15 protein-coding genes and 1 tRNA gene are annotated in these 13289 nt (G+C 67.0%); 7 read left to right on the top strand and 9 right to left on the bottom strand.

Annotated features, from left to right (window positions below):
* Positions 1-22 precede the first annotated feature (22 nt).
* The 5 genes from IEY82_RS03895 to IEY82_RS03875 form a co-directional block, all read right to left on the bottom strand.
* On the bottom strand, positions 23-832 hold the full coding sequence (locus IEY82_RS03895; protein WP_189122494.1) for a hypothetical protein: 810 nt from the start codon (positions 830-832) through the stop codon (positions 23-25).
* Entirely contained in the window at positions 829-1377 is a 549-nt protein-coding gene (locus IEY82_RS03890) for an RNA polymerase sigma factor (protein WP_189122493.1), read from the bottom strand. Before IEY82_RS03890 ends, IEY82_RS03895 begins: the two co-directional genes overlap by 4 nt.
* Before the next feature lie 335 nt (positions 1378-1712).
* A complete protein-coding gene (locus IEY82_RS03885) occupies positions 1713-3080 on the bottom strand; it encodes a serine hydrolase domain-containing protein (protein ID WP_225262169.1) in 1368 nt (455 codons plus the stop codon).
* 153 nt (positions 3081-3233) lie between these two features.
* The gene (locus IEY82_RS03880) at positions 3234-5420 is read right to left on the bottom strand and encodes a bifunctional polysaccharide deacetylase/glycosyltransferase family 2 protein (RefSeq protein WP_225262118.1); all 2187 of its coding nucleotides are present in this window, start codon (positions 5418-5420) and stop codon (positions 3234-3236) included.
* A complete protein-coding gene (locus tag IEY82_RS03875; protein ID WP_189122491.1) occupies positions 5417-5914 on the bottom strand; it encodes a hypothetical protein in 498 nt (165 codons plus the stop codon). Before IEY82_RS03875 ends, IEY82_RS03880 begins: the two co-directional genes overlap by 4 nt.
* Before the next feature lie 325 nt (positions 5915-6239).
* Here IEY82_RS03875 and IEY82_RS03870 point away from each other — a divergent pair, with 325 nt between their 5' ends.
* The 3 genes from IEY82_RS03870 (at position 6240) to IEY82_RS03860 (ending at position 7813) form a co-directional block, all read left to right on the top strand.
* Positions 6240-6773, top strand: coding sequence for a hypothetical protein (locus IEY82_RS03870; RefSeq protein ID WP_189122490.1), 534 nt, complete (start codon positions 6240-6242; stop codon positions 6771-6773).
* A gap of 84 nt (positions 6774-6857) precedes the next feature.
* Positions 6858-7277 (top strand): tyrosine-type recombinase/integrase, encoded by a 420-nt coding sequence (locus tag IEY82_RS03865; protein ID WP_189122489.1) that lies wholly within the window; start codon positions 6858-6860, stop codon positions 7275-7277.
* A 95-nt stretch (positions 7278-7372) separates the two neighbouring features.
* Complete coding sequence (locus IEY82_RS03860; RefSeq protein WP_189122488.1) at positions 7373-7813, top strand: hypothetical protein; 441 nt, start codon at positions 7373-7375, stop codon at positions 7811-7813.
* 93 nt (positions 7814-7906) lie between these two features.
* On the opposite strand, the gene IEY82_RS03855 is transcribed toward IEY82_RS03860, so the two are convergent.
* Positions 7907-7969: transfer RNA gene (locus IEY82_RS03855), tRNA-OTHER, on the bottom strand.
* Between the two features lie 229 nt (positions 7970-8198).
* Here IEY82_RS03855 and IEY82_RS03850 point away from each other — a divergent pair.
* The 3 genes from IEY82_RS03850 to IEY82_RS03840 all read left to right on the top strand — a co-directional run bounded on the left by IEY82_RS03850 (position 8199) and on the right by IEY82_RS03840 (position 10843).
* Positions 8199-9638 carry a serine/threonine-protein kinase gene (locus IEY82_RS03850; protein ID WP_189122487.1) on the top strand — a complete coding sequence of 480 codons (1440 nt, stop codon included), beginning with the start codon at positions 8199-8201 and terminating at the stop codon, positions 9636-9638.
* A gap of 550 nt (positions 9639-10188) precedes the next feature.
* Positions 10189-10425 carry a hypothetical protein gene (locus IEY82_RS03845; protein WP_189122486.1) on the top strand — a complete coding sequence of 79 codons (237 nt, stop codon included), beginning with the start codon at positions 10189-10191 and terminating at the stop codon, positions 10423-10425.
* A 142-nt stretch (positions 10426-10567) separates the two neighbouring features.
* Positions 10568-10843, top strand: a complete 276-nt coding sequence (locus tag IEY82_RS03840; RefSeq protein ID WP_225262115.1) for a PIN domain-containing protein — start codon at positions 10568-10570, stop codon at positions 10841-10843.
* A 366-nt stretch (positions 10844-11209) separates the two neighbouring features.
* Here the strand turns inward: IEY82_RS03840 and IEY82_RS03835 are convergent, their stop codons facing one another.
* Together IEY82_RS03835 and IEY82_RS03830 are read right to left on the bottom strand one after the other, a co-directional pair.
* The gene (locus IEY82_RS03835; protein WP_189122485.1) at positions 11210-11527 is read right to left on the bottom strand and encodes a helix-turn-helix domain-containing protein; all 318 of its coding nucleotides are present in this window, start codon (positions 11525-11527) and stop codon (positions 11210-11212) included.
* Positions 11524-11883 (bottom strand): type II toxin-antitoxin system RelE/ParE family toxin, encoded by a 360-nt coding sequence (locus IEY82_RS03830; RefSeq protein WP_189122484.1) that lies wholly within the window; start codon positions 11881-11883, stop codon positions 11524-11526. The genes IEY82_RS03835 and IEY82_RS03830 overlap by 4 nt, the downstream gene beginning before the upstream one ends.
* Positions 11884-12347: 464 nt before the next feature.
* Here IEY82_RS03830 and IEY82_RS03825 point away from each other — a divergent pair, with 464 nt between their 5' ends.
* Positions 12348-12518 carry a hypothetical protein gene (locus IEY82_RS03825; RefSeq protein WP_189122483.1) on the top strand — a complete coding sequence of 57 codons (171 nt, stop codon included), beginning with the start codon at positions 12348-12350 and terminating at the stop codon, positions 12516-12518.
* 356 nt (positions 12519-12874) lie between these two features.
* Here IEY82_RS03825 and IEY82_RS40240 read toward each other — a convergent pair whose 3' ends face one another.
* Entirely contained in the window at positions 12875-13096 is a 222-nt protein-coding gene (locus IEY82_RS40240; RefSeq protein ID WP_225262113.1) for a DUF6228 family protein, read from the bottom strand.
* Positions 13097-13289 lie beyond the last annotated feature (193 nt).

The following is a 13289-nucleotide window of genomic DNA, read 5'->3' as shown; positions in this document are numbered from 1 at the left end:
GACCCGCCCGCTGAGCGCCGCATCAATTCTCGGGTTCCGGGCCGACGAACAGGATGGCCTGGTTCTCCGAGCCGACCAGGCCGTCGTGGACGTACCAGCCGGGATCGACCTTGTCGGCGGGAACACCGTTCGGGTACGGCCGGTCGGAACCCAGGAAACTGTAGCGGTACTCGATGGGCACGTTACGCGCGCGGAGAATGGCGACCGCCTCGGCCACGGTGTACTTGTCGATGCCGGGCAGGCCGATGCCTGCGCCCGGCTCGTCCCCCTGACCCGTTTCGTACATCTCCCCTGGCCGCGCGGCGCGGCCGAAGACGATGCTGGCGTGCGCTCGGTAGCCCACCGGCACCTTGACGGCCACCCCGCACGCGAGTTCCCCGCACGGGCCCTCGATCGTCTCGATCCGGCCGGCCGGGTCGTCACCGTCCTCCATGAACAGGACCGAACCTGCCCGGTCCGGGCTTGTGGGGGCCAGTTCGAGGTCGATGTCCATTCCCTGCTGCCGGAACTCCTCCTGGTAGCGTTCGGGATCGGCGACCGGGTCCTGTACCCGGACAATCAGGTATCCGCCCTCGCGCTGGAAGGAGAGGGCCGCCGCCTCGGCACGCTGCGGTCCGACCCAGCCGGACGAGACTGCGACCACCGCGGCAGCCATCGCCGCCGCGAGCGGAAGGCCGACGAGCAGGCGCCGCCGCCACCAGGACCGGGGTGTGGGTTCCGGGGTGGTCGCCGTGATGTGCTCCGCCAGCTCTTCCCGGGACTGCCGGCTCACCAGCGCGGCCACTTCGTCGTCGGTGACGGGGTTGAGGCGGCCGATCGAGATCTTGGTCATACGGGGTCTCCTTCCTGTACTTGCGCGCGGGCCGTACGTCGCGGAGGGTCTTCCAAGAGGGCGCGGGCCAGACGGCGGCGGGCCCGATGCAGGCGGATCCGTACGGCAGTGGTCGAGCACCCCAGCACGATGCCGATCTCGGCGGCGGACGGCCCCTCCCAGTCGGCCAGCGACAGCACCTCCCGGTAGCCGTCGGACAGTTCCGCGAATGCCTCGGCCAGGGCGTCCATGTCGGCCGGTTCTTCCCTCAGGTGCTGAATCGCGCTCAGCTCGGATGCCAGCCGGGCGGTCAGCGCCGTGTGCCGCCGTTCACCGCGGTGATGGTTGGCGAGAACCCGCCGCGCGACCCCGAACAACCACGGGCGCGCCTTCTCGCCCGCGGGCACGTCATCCAGCCGGCGCCATACGGTCAGGAAGGTCTCGGCGAAGACGTCCGCCGCGTCATGGCCGTTCGACGTCCGCCGAACCACGTACCCGAGCACCGGATCATGGTTGGCCCGGTACAGATCCTCGAAACGGCGACGCCTGTCGTCAGGTGGTCGCACGAACCCACTTCCTCTCTGCAGGACCGGTGTGCATCCGACACCACACGTGTCCTGCAGAGAGCGGATGATTTCAGAGCTGTTCGCTGAGATCACGCGGTCGGTCCTGTGGGAGGCCCCGGAGGCGGGACGTCGCGCAACCAAGCGAAGGTCTGGATGCGCTGTACCGGCACGACGAGGATTGATCAGCGTGAGCCTGGCCTTCGCCACCGAGGCAGCCGGTCACGACCGGGAGAACCAAGACTTCGTAGGTGCAACCCCGGATGCGGTGGTCGTCCTTGACGTGGCCGTCGCCATATGACCCCGACTCCCAAGGTCGCGAAGTGTCACTGGAGTAGCTAAGCGACGTCGGGCCGTGTCATCAGCGGCGACCGCAGATGCAACGCCAGACTGGGACTGGCCGGGGGTACGGTGCTCCACGTCGCCACCGCTGTCCCCGTGTCGGCGTCGACCACCAGCCGGACCCGGTGCGGGGTGGTGATGACGTAAAGCTCGGCGACGAACGTGTTGCCCTGCCAGGCGCCGGCCGCGACGACAGGGCGGCCGAGCGGTGAGCTTTCCCGCCACTCGCCGTGGCCGGCCTCGACGTCGAGGGACGACCCGAGTCGCAGGAGCCAGCCACCGTCCACGGGATCGACGATCACCGTGGTTCCGTCGGGCAGAGCCGAATCCTCGACGGAGGCGTCGAGTCTCGCCTTGACGGAACGCTCCGGGGCGGCCGAACCCGGCACCGGCGCGAGTGACAGCCGCCGCAGCCGATCGGCGAGGATCTCGTCGTCCCGGGTGCTTCCCGCGTGGTCGACGCCGGGCAGCAGGCATTCCCAAATGGCGTCGAACACGTCCTGGGCCTGCCCCTGGGCGGTCACGGCGACCACGAGATCGTGCGACGGGACGACCACGCACTGCTGGCCGAAGGAGCCGTGACCGTGGTAACCGTGACGCGACATCCAGAACTGGTAACCGTAACCGCAGCTGAAGTCGACGTTGTCCTCGGATGGCTGGGTGTCGATGTGCCGGCTGGTCGCGAGCTCCACCCATTCGCGCGAGACGAGCCGCCGGTCGCCCCAAAGGCCGCCGCGCAGCAGCAGTTCGCCGAAGGCGGCGACGGCCTCGGTCGTGAGGTGCAGTCCGTGGAATCCGAAGGCGGCGCCGCTCGCCACCCGGTCCCATTCGGCGTGGTCGACGCCCATCGGCTTGAAGAGGCGCTCGTCGAGCAGCTCCGGGAGGCCGCGGCCCGTGACCCGTTCCACCATCCGGGCCAGGATGAAGGTGGTCGGATTGTCGTAGGCGTGCCGTGTTCCCTCGGCCTCGGGAAACGGTACGCGCAGGAAGCCCTTCACCAGGTCGCCCGGTTCCAGTTGCCAGGCCTCGGCGAGGCTGTCCGTACGGTGTCCGGCCGTCATGGACAGCAGGTGGTGAACGGTGAGACGGCGTCCCTGCTCCGAGATGTCGGCCGGAACGTGGTCGGGCAACACGTCCACCACCCGATCGTCCAGCGAGAGCAGCCCGTCGGCGATCGTGAGCCCCACGGCGACCGAGGTGAACGACTTGGTCAGCGAGTAGAGGAGGTGCGGGCGTTCGGCCGAGTAGGGCGCCCACCAGCCTTCAGCGACGACGTGACCGTGGCGCAAGACCATGATGGAGTGACACTCGATGGATTGCGCTTCGAGCCGGTCCAGCAGCGCGGTAACTGCGCGGGACGACATCCCCGAGTCGGCCGGTGTCGACCGTGGGAGTAGGGCGCGCTGGGAAAGCATCCCGGCAGCCTAACAAAACCACCCAATCCGCCCAATCGGGTTACGAGACATCACTTCGGACTTGCGGATCTGATTCTCAGTAAGGGGGCTCTCGCCGCGCCCTCACGGTGCCGCGAAAGTGCCCTGCCGGCGCACCGTGTGCCAGCGCAGCCGCACCCCCAGCAGCGCGGTCGCCACCGATTGGAACACCACCAGATAGATGAGCTGCCGGTAGACCACCTGCTGTAGCGGCAGCGCCCACAGCGCCGACACCCGCTCCCCGTCCAGGCGCAGCGCGTACCAGCCGGCGGCGGCCTGCACCACGACGAACCCGGCCCACACCGCCACCGCGGGCAGCGGGTCGCCGACGGCCACGTGGTAGACGGCCATCAGGTCGACCACCGGCGCCAGCAGCGGCAGCAGCACGTGGAACAGCGCCAGGTAACCCAGGCAGCGGCGGCCGAACGGCCTCGGCTCGGCCAGGGCGCGGCGGTGCTTCCACATCGCCTGCATCGTGCCGTAGCACCAGCGGTAGCGTTGCCGCCAGAGCTGGCGCAGCGTCGCGGGCGCCTCCGTCCAGGCGATCGCCCGTTCCTCGTACACCATCCGCCAGCCCGCCCGGCAAAGCGCCATCGTCAGGTCCGTGTCCTCGGCCAGCGTGTCGGTGCTCACCCCGCCGAGCGCGACCAGCGCGTCGCGCCGGAACGCGCCGATCGCCCCCGGCACCGTCGGCATGCAGTCGAGCAGCTCGAACGCGCGCCGGTCCAGGTTGAAGCCGATCACGTACTCGACGTGCTGCCAGTGGCCGATGAGCCCGCGCCGGTTGCCGACCTTGGTGTTGCCGCTCACCGCGCCCACACGCGGGTCGGCGAGCCGACGCACCAGATGCCCGATCGTGCCGGGCTCGAACACCGTGTCGCCGTCGACCATGACGAGGATCTCGTGGCGCGCGTGCCGGATGCCGGTGTTGAGCGCGACCGCCTTGCCCCCGTTCGCCTGCCTGATCACCCGTACGCCCGGCAGCCCGGTCGCGGCGACGGCCTCGGCGGTGCGGTCGGTGGAGCCGTCGTCCACCACCAGCACCTCCACCGGTCCGGGGTACGAGGTCGCCACAAGCGAGCGCACGGTCGCCGCGATCCCCGCCTCCTCGTTGTACGCGGGCACGATCACGCTCACCCCCGGCGGACGGTCCCACCGTCCGGCCCGTTCCGGGTCGCGCGAGCGGCGGGCGTGCACCCGGGCCAGCACCACCAGGAGCACCAGCCGTGCCAGCGTCAGGGCCCCGGTGACGAACAGCACCCACCACAGCGCGGTCGTGAACGCGTCGGCCCCGCGCTGCGCCAGGCCGAGCGCGGTGCCGGCGATCCGCGCAGTCTGCTCGGCCGGACGGTGAGCCGACGGCATGCCGAGCGCGGACGTCAGCGTCTCGGCGCGGTAGCCGGCCCGGTCCAGCTTGTCGAGCAGCCGGCCGACGGCCTCGACCGTCTGGGCGCGGTCGCCGCCGGAGTCGTGCATCATCACCACCGCGCCGCGCCCCCCGGACGGGAGCGCGGCCTTGACGATGTGGGACGCGCCCGGCCTGAGCCAGTCCTGGGTGTCGAGGTCGGTCAGCGCGATCAGGTAGCCCTGGCGGCCGAGCGCCGCGAGGCTGTCCCACTGCTCGACGGTGATGGTGCTCGGGGTTGAGGAGTACGGGGGACGGACCAGCGTCGTGTGCAGGCCCGTGGCTCCGGCCAGCGCCTTCTGCGTGAGGTTCAGCTCCAGCTTGGCCCGCCAGGCAGGGATGGCGGCCAGGTTGGGATGGGTGTAGGTGTGGTTGCCGAGTTCGTGGCCCTCGGCCACGATCCGGCGGGTCAGCTCCGGGTGGGCGGCGATCTTCGAGCCGACCGCGAAGAACGTCGCCTTGGCCCCCCACGCCTTCAGCACGTCCAGCAGGCGCGGCGTCCAGTCGGGATCGGGCCCGTCGTCGAACGTCAGCGCCACCGTGCGGGCCTTCAGGCGGGCACTGGACGGCTCGCCGCCGGTCAGGTTGAGCACCGGGCCGCCCCGGTGCAGCGGTTCCAGCCAGGTCACTGGGCTACCGCTGCCGGGCGCGGGCCCCGTCTCGCCGACGACGTTCTTGACGAAACCGTCGAGCACCAGCGCGCACCCCACCAGCGCCATCACGGTGAGCAGCAACAGCCAGTGACCCGACGGCTCGCCGTCCCGACGACGCGCCCGCCTCTTCACCCCATGACCGGCGTCACCTGCCCGCACAGGCTCGGGGGTCGTGCCGGGGCGGGGACGGCGGCGGCGCCGGGCGGGGGTCACGCCGGTGCTCCGGAAACGATGACGACCGGGGCCGGCGACGCTTGACCGGTGAGTTCGGGCTCGGGGGTCGCGGTCGCCTCAGGCTCGCGGGGCGGCACGATGTCGCGGATCGGGCCGAGTTCCGGCTCCATCGCCGCCTCCGTCTCGCGCCCGGTCGCCGGCGGCTCGGACGTGCGCGACTGCCGCGCGGACGGGGTGGCGGGAGACGCTGACCGGCTCATCTGGCGCGTACGGGAAGGCGCGGCAGACGTGCGAGGGCCGGGCTCCCGCCGGGACGCGGACCGGGACGGGGCCGGCGGGGTCCTGGACGGGGCGGAGGACAGCTCGCGCTTGGCCGGTTCGCCACTGGAAGCGGTGTCGTCGAGGATCGTGCCGGACGAGCCTGCAGGCCATCCGAGCCAGCCGTCGTCCGACAGCGGCGTGTCCGTGAGCACCGCGCCCACGAGCGTCGCCGTCATCGCGAGGGCGAGCGTGCTGACCACGGCCGCGCCCACCGTGAACCATCTCCTCCGCCGACCGCTGTGGTCGACGAAGACCGCGCCGTCAGGGGGCGCGGATTTTTCTCGGGCAGAGACAAGGGGGGACACATAGCCTGCTTTGAGGAGGAATCGGGCATAAGAGTAGCTGATTCCGCAGGTCCGCCCACCTCGCGGCCCCCCCACTCGGCCCGGATCACTACCAAGTACGCGACTGGACGGCCACGGCCCGGCACTGCCACGCCTCGTTGTTGCCGAGTGGCCCTCATCCGCGCTTGCTGCGCCCTGTCTTCGTGGAGCTGAGCCGGCTCGTGAGGCTCTTCGGCAATGGCCAGAGATGGTCGTGACGCAAAGTTTCAACTTCGACCGTCTTGGCTACTCAGCGTCTTTTGCATTCCCCAGAACGGCGACAGAACGGGCCATGGCGGTCGCTCTCACCAACCATCGCCTGAAGACACGACAGGAACTACGTGAGCAACTAATCGATGGCTTCATCGAGTCTTTAAAAGGAGACACCGTAGCAGCGTTAGCAGGGACGAAGCTACAAGCCGCACGCATTGGTGACCGCGAGTTACTGCGTAAGTACTACGAAGCAGACAACGTCTACGAGGTGGTGGACGCGATGCACTCGATATTACTGAAGGCCATGAATGCCGAGCGGGCTGCTCAGAACCTCCAGCCACTCGAACTATGTGACATCGACCACCTGGTTCTGTCTCCAGAGTCAGCAAGACAGCAGCAGGCGTGGAGAAAGTCTCCTTCTACTTTTAAGGTTGACCCCGCGCTGAGAATTAGGACTGATCGAGCGAAGGACCAAGGCGAATTGCACGGCCAGGCTCCCAAGATAGCCGCGAAGCGTGGAACAGCACGATCTTGACCTCACTCAGGGAGAAGCTCGTCTGAGCTAGAGAGTTTCAATGGCTGGGGTTACGGCGGTTTGAGGTCGAGGCCGGTCTCGGCGATGAAGCCGCTGATCAACTGGGGTCGGTACCGTGCCCCACCCGCCGCCCGACACCGTGACCACCGGCGTCACCCCACGCCTCCGCACCTGCTCCCGGCGTGCCCGCGCCTGGGCGGTCAACCCGCCAGGCAGGAGACTGGGCTCGTCTTCACCGCTGCCAGCGGCCGGCCGATCGAACCGTCCAACTTCCGGCGCAGCTTCGCGAACACCTGCGCCAAGGCGGGAGTGCGCAAGGTCCACGTTCACGCCACCCGCAAGACCTGCGCGTCCTTGCTCGTCGCCCTCGACGTCCCCCCTAGCGTCGCCATGCAGATCCTTCGCCACTCACAGATCGCGGTGACCATGAACATCTACAGCGAAGTCTCGTCGGAGGAAACGCGCAAGGCGCTGAAGCGCTTGGGGCAGCACCTCGGCTCCTGAGCCTACGTACACCCTTAGGGCCGCTTCCCAGGGAGCGGCCTTTGGCATAGCGTCAGGGGCTCTGATCTGTCGGTACCCCTCACTACGATCACCGCATGTTTGGCTTAGAAACGGTGGAGTCGATTCTCCTTGTCCTGCTGCTGCTGGTCATCGGGATCGGGATCAACAGGTGGATAGGACGGCGCAAGGTGGTGCGCATCTACATCGGCCTGGACCACATCACTCCTGTCGATGTTCAGGTCCGGGCTCACGACCTCATCGAGGCGGGCAAGTTCCGCGGCGCTGTAGAGCTGATCCGCAAGGAATCCCAGGTATCCCGGCGAACCGCAGTGGAAGCCGCACAGGTTCTGCGCGACGGTGGGATCCTGCCGGGCTTCCCTGTGTTCGATGATGGTGACCTGTCCACCAGGGTTCGCAAGCTGATCAAAGCTGGCAACCGAAAAGAGGCCGTCTTCCTTGTGCGCAGCACCGAGGACATGAGCCAGTCAGAAGCCGAAGCCTTCGTCGACTCCCTCTCACGAGAGCCGAACGCCTAACTCGGAGTGAGTTGTCGCCGCCGCTGTATTTTGCAGCTGTACGAGATCGAAAAGGCCGCTTCCCGATCATGGGAAGTGGCCTTTGACGTGCGGTGGAGCCTAGCGGATTCGAACCGCTGACATCCTGCTTGCAAAGACACACGCCGACCCCGCGCTACCAGCGCAAACGCAGCTCAGCCCACTGATCGACTCCCCGCAACGCCCCGCTGTTCCCCCTGGTTCCCCGCCCCATCGGGCATGCAACGGGCACGCCAGCCACCGTCTCCGGTGGGCCGGGGCTGAGGAACGAAGCCCTGGACCTTCGATCGCCCCCAACCAGCCACGGTGCCCGGCCACCCACAGGCGAGCCCGATCCTTGCCTGTTCGTTGACGGTATGTTCTGGTCGTGGGTTGGGATAGCGAGGGTGTGCTGGCGGGCCGGTACCAGAGACTGGGGCGGATCGGGCAGGGCGGGATGGGCGTGGTGTGGCGCGCTTATGACGCCGAGCTGGAACGCGAGGTGGCCATCAAGGAACTGCGGGTGCCCGAGCAGGTCACCGAGCAGGAACGGCGCGTGTGGTACGCGCGGATGCAGCGGGAGGCCCGAGCCGCCGCCCGGCTGAGGCACCCGGGAATCGTCACCGTCTACGACCTGGTGATGGGCGAGGACGGTCGCCCGTGGATCGTGATGGAGCTGATCCACGGGCAATCCCTGGAGCACCTGCTGAGCGAGCAGGAAGCCCTACCCGAGCGGCAGATCGCCGCAATCGGGTTGGCGATGTTGGAGGCGCTGTCGGCCGCCCATGCGCACCGTATCGTGCACCGCGATGTTAAACCGGCCAACGTGCTGCTGGAGGGCGATCGGATCGTCCTCACCGACTTCGGCATCGCCGCGGTGGAGGGCGATGCCACCCTCACCCGCCCGGGCACGGTGCTGGGCACGCCCGCCTACATGTCCCCCGAACAGATAGCCGGCCGGGCCGTCACTCCCGCCGCGGACCTGTGGTCACTCGCCGCGACCTTGTACGCAGCGGTGGAAGGCCGCCCGCCGTTCACCGCCCCCACACACGGGGCACTGTTCATCGCCATCGCCACCCAGGACCCCGCTCCACCCGAATGCGGCGGGCCGCTCGCGCAAGTCCTGAATGGCCTGCTGCGTAAAGATCCCGCCAACCGGCTATCCGTCGCGCAGATCCACGATCTGCTCACCACCGTGACAGGCTCCAGCAGCAAGCCCGACGCCCAGGCCCGACCCGCTGAGCAACAACCCGCGACCCGCACCGACACCCTCAGCTACACCGTCGACCTGACCCTCGTACAGGGCCCCGTACCCTCCCCAGATGACAAGGGGCTGTCCCGACTAACCCGTGCTGTCGAGGATCTGCCCAAGCAGGAAGCCGTCGCCATCTACCGGCGGCTGGCCGAAGCCGACCCCGACCGCCACCGCCCCAACCTAGCCCAATCGCTGCACAACCTCGGTCACACGCTGTATCAGCTGGACCGCTTCGCCGAGGTGGCATCCGCAAGACAGGAGGCCGTCGCCATCTACCGGCAGCTGGCCGAGGCCGACCCCGACCGCTACCGCCCCAACCTCGCCGAATCACTGAGCCACTTCAGTCACACGCTGTATCGGCTGGACCGCTTCGCCGAGGAACTGCCCGTGGAACAGGAGGCCGTCGCCATCTACCGGCAGCTGGCCGAGGCCGACCCCGACCGCTACCGCCCCGACCTCGCCCAATTACTGAGCAACCTCGGCAACACACTGAAGAGGCTGCACCACCATGCCGAAGCGGCACCCGTCGAACAAGAGGCCATCGCCATCTACCGCCAGCTAGGCCGAAGCTGACCCCGCCCGTGATCGCCCGGTGGCAAGCCGACCGGACCGCAGCCGGCTACCTCGCCCCGGACACCGGCGAGGTCCTGCCCACCTGGGAACAGGCCCTCGACGCGAGGTGGCGCGCAAGCTCGACGAGCTGGCACGGGGAGCCCTCGGCACATCGGGCACGGCCACAAGAACAGGCCCTCTGACGATCAAAAGCCCAGGCGGCTGGCCTGGGCTTTGCGTGAGTGGAGCCGAGGAGATTCGAACTCCTGACTTCCTGCTTGCAAAACTGACCGATCATAGCGGAGACAAGAGTTGACCTGGACGTTCTACTCGCCGTATGGACCCGTGAGCGACCGCTGTTGACCCCTCCTAATGGCCCGCTAATGGCCCGGCGATCGATCATGTACCTGCGGTTCACGAGCGCGTGATCCACCCAATGGCGACAGAAGGAAGATCACACTGAAGCCGTTCTCGCACGGCAGGGAATCGGGGACATCCGGCTGGTGGAGCTCCGGACCGATGGTGGCTACCAACCTCTTGTCGTCCGCGATCGCGTCGTAAACTCGACAGCATGACGGCACCGCAGGAAGAGTACGAAGATCTTCACCGGCTGGTCGACCAGCTCCGGCCAGATCAGGTCCGTGAAGAGCGTGCGCGACTGCTCCGGCTCGTCCACTCGCGCATCGAGGAACCTGAACTGAGTTCCGATGGCCTGCCAACCCTCTTCGGCGCCTTCCAAGCGGGTCGTAGCGACGCCTCGGAACGGGTGGAAGAAATCCTCGCGGAGGGCTACGGTCACGAAGCGTGATCGTAGTCGACACCGGCCCGCTCGTGGCCGCGACCTTTCGAGACGACAAGAACCACAAGCGTTGCGTGCAGGAGTTCGCGCGGCTCCACCACGCCGATCAGCCGCTGCTCGTCCCAGCTTCATCGCCGGTGAGAGCTGCTACATGATCGGCAAGCTTGGCGGTGCGAAGGCGGAGGCGGCGTTCCTCCGGCTGCTTGAGTCCGGGTGGTTTCGGCTCGTCGATCTCACCGAGGCGGATCTTTCGAGAATCGCGGTCCTCGTCGAGCGGTACCACGACCTTCCCCTGGGCGCCGCCGATGCCTCAGTAGTGGCCGTGGCGGAGCGGATGCGAGTCACCGAAGTGATGACGATCGATGTCCGGGACTTCTCCGTGGTCCGTCCGGTACACATCCCCGCGTTCACCCTGCTCCCTCGGTAGGCGGAACCGACCCACGCCACGCTTGCTGACCACGTAGCAAGACGCACGACGAGGCCACCGCCGCCTACTGACGACTCTGACCACCAAAAACACGAACACCCTGTTCCTTGAACAGGAACGGGGCGCTGTAGAGGTGGAGCCTAGCGGATTCGAACCGCTGACATCCTGCTTGCAAACAGGAGCCGGCCTCCCCGTAGAGAGGCCTTCGTCCTGGTCAGGCGGCAGGTACGGGCTGATGGCATGTGATCACGTAAGCCGATGTTGCTGTACCTGCTGCTGTACACAGCTCCCCGGCCGACGGCCTACCTTGGTCGTTCCGAGGAGGCGTGAACTGCTACCGCAGGATTTCGGCGTCTCGCCCACATCTCAGGCAATGGCTGCGATGTCCCCATCGTCGAAGTAGATCGACTGATGGAGCTGACCGCCGAGAGCAGTGGCGTACCGGGCGAGAACGTCCTGTCCGGAGATCTTGCCCTGCTCGATCTGCGAAACGCGGCCCTTGGTGACCCCCATACGCTGTGCGATGTCCTGCTGGGTCATCCCCCGACTACGGCGGATCTCGGCAAGCCGGTGTCCTTGCACCTTGGCGAGGAGTTCCCGCTTGCCCGCCTCCACGGCTTCCTCGCCGCCGGCACGTTCGACGTGCTCAGCACGGATGTCCTTCCAGCGCGCATATTTCGTCACGATCCGCCCTCCTCCGCCTGCCGTTCCTTCATGTAGACCTCGTAGCGGTGCTCGGCGATCGGGATGGCCTGCCTGTACCAAGCGTTCCACCGCCCGGCCTTATCACCCGCGACCAGCAGGATGCTGGATCGCCACGGATCGAAGGCAAACAAGATCCGCACTGTCCCCGGCCGTAGCTCCTTCAAGTTCTGCAGACGTGAAGCGGTGATGGTATCGACCAGCGGCCGCCCCAGACCTGGCCCTCCTTCAGCAAGCAGATCAATCGCTTGCACGACACGCTTATGCGTCGCGTCGTCGAGTTGCTCGATCCATTCGCGCACCTCGTCGACGATGTAGACGTCCCACTCGTCGGCCACATGCCGCAGTATAGCGAATAGTATACCTCTCTATCCGGAAACCAGCGCACCAGGGCTGCCGCCCTGCGCCGCACGACAGCTCATCGGCTGCTTCGGCACGCTCCCCGTCAGCGTGCGGGCAAGATTCTTAATAGGCGCGCCTCGACCTGTGTGAGGGACGCTCCGTACATACCCGTGAGTGACCGCTGTTGGCCCTCTTGCTGGCCCTTTGATGGCCCGACGGTCCGTCCACCCGGCAAGGACCTACCCGCCAACAGGCACGTAGGCCCGAGAACTTCTCATGCTGTGCAACGGCGCGGAGCCGAAGGTGCTGCTTGTACTACCGTCGAGCCCATGCACGCTACCATTGATCTTGCCCATCGCATGGCATGCCTGCCTCTAGGCAATTCGAACTCTGTGTGAGCTGACGTGAAGCTCCGCGACTTGGACGCGATGAGCGTCCTTGTCGTGCTTGGAGTACGCAAATGTCGCTCGTCACCCTGGGATCCCTCACGGTCCTCTTGGTGCTTCTCCCGATCCCCGTCGCCGCCTTCGTGGCGATCTTCTCCGACCGGAAGCACCGTCACGCAGTGGTGGTTCTTCGTCTGCTCGTCCGGGCGCTCACGGAGATCGTCCGTCGTAAGCAGACGCCGTAGTCACTCACTTAGTCACGCACCCTCGCCAACAATCTTCGGCGAGGGTGCGTTTTTGCTGGTGGAGCCTAGCGGATTCGAACCGCTGACATCCTGCTTGCAAACTGACCGATCATGGCGGGAGTCGTGCGTTGACCTGGATGTTCGAGTCTCCGTGCTTACCCGTGAGTGACCGCTGTTGACCCCTCTTAATGGCCCGCTAATGGCCCGGCAATCAATTACGTACCTGCGGTCCGCGTGATGCGCACGTCGGCCGACGAGGTGAACCGTGCTGTGCCTCCCTCCAGAGAGAAACCCTCGGTGTCCGGTGGGCCGGGGCTGAGGAGTGAAGCACTGGACCGTCGATCGCCCCCAGCCATCTACGGCGGCCGGCCACAGGATGGCGATCGTGAGGGCGTCATCCAAGTCGAGTCGAGAGCCCGCAAAGTCACACCCAGCGACACGTGACCGCGCCCATCATGTGGAGCATCAAGCGCGAACTCGCGTTCCAAGGATGTCCAGCAGCGGACACCGTTCCAACCTCGCCACTCAACTACGAGGCCCCTCCAAGAAGCCGGACAGGGTGCAAACCAGGTTGGCATAGAGTCTCTCGACCTTGGCGACTGTTGACGTGGTCAAACCGTCGTCATGCAGCTCCGTCGCGACGGTGTATACGTAGCCATCACCGTATGGATCCTGTGGAGGATGGACGACCCACCGCAGGCCGCCTGAGGTGTGCAGGACGAATGGTTCACTCACGATGGCTCACAGTATGTCCATAGTTCGAACCGCAAC

The sequence above is a fragment of the Nonomuraea cavernae genome (genome assembly GCF_014646355.1).
GTDB lineage: Bacteria > Actinomycetota > Actinomycetes > Streptosporangiales > Streptosporangiaceae > Nonomuraea > Nonomuraea cavernae.
The sequence above is the reverse complement of the archived record's forward strand: the minus strand, read 5'-3'. Positions and strand labels throughout refer to the sequence as shown.

Excerpts from the sequence above, each read along its gene's own strand:
- IEY82_RS03895 (WP_189122494.1), bottom strand. The coding sequence starts at position 832 with ATGACCAAGATCTCGATCGGCCGCCTCAACCCCGTCACCGACGACGAA.
- IEY82_RS03885 (WP_225262169.1), bottom strand. The coding sequence starts at position 3,080 with ATGTCGTCCCGCGCAGTTACCGCGCTGCTGGACCGGCTCGAAGCGCAA.
- IEY82_RS03865 (WP_189122489.1), top strand. The coding sequence starts at position 6,858 with ATGAAGCCGCTGATCAACTGGGGTCGGTACCGTGCCCCACCCGCCGCC.
- IEY82_RS03860 (WP_189122488.1), top strand. The coding sequence starts at position 7,373 with ATGTTTGGCTTAGAAACGGTGGAGTCGATTCTCCTTGTCCTGCTGCTG.
- IEY82_RS03845 (WP_189122486.1), top strand. The coding sequence starts at position 10,189 with ATGACGGCACCGCAGGAAGAGTACGAAGATCTTCACCGGCTGGTCGAC.
- IEY82_RS03840 (WP_225262115.1), top strand. The coding sequence starts at position 10,568 with ATGATCGGCAAGCTTGGCGGTGCGAAGGCGGAGGCGGCGTTCCTCCGG.
- IEY82_RS03825 (WP_189122483.1), top strand. The coding sequence starts at position 12,348 with ATGTCGCTCGTCACCCTGGGATCCCTCACGGTCCTCTTGGTGCTTCTC.
- IEY82_RS40240 (WP_225262113.1), bottom strand. The coding sequence starts at position 13,096 with ATGCCAACCTGGTTTGCACCCTGTCCGGCTTCTTGGAGGGGCCTCGTA.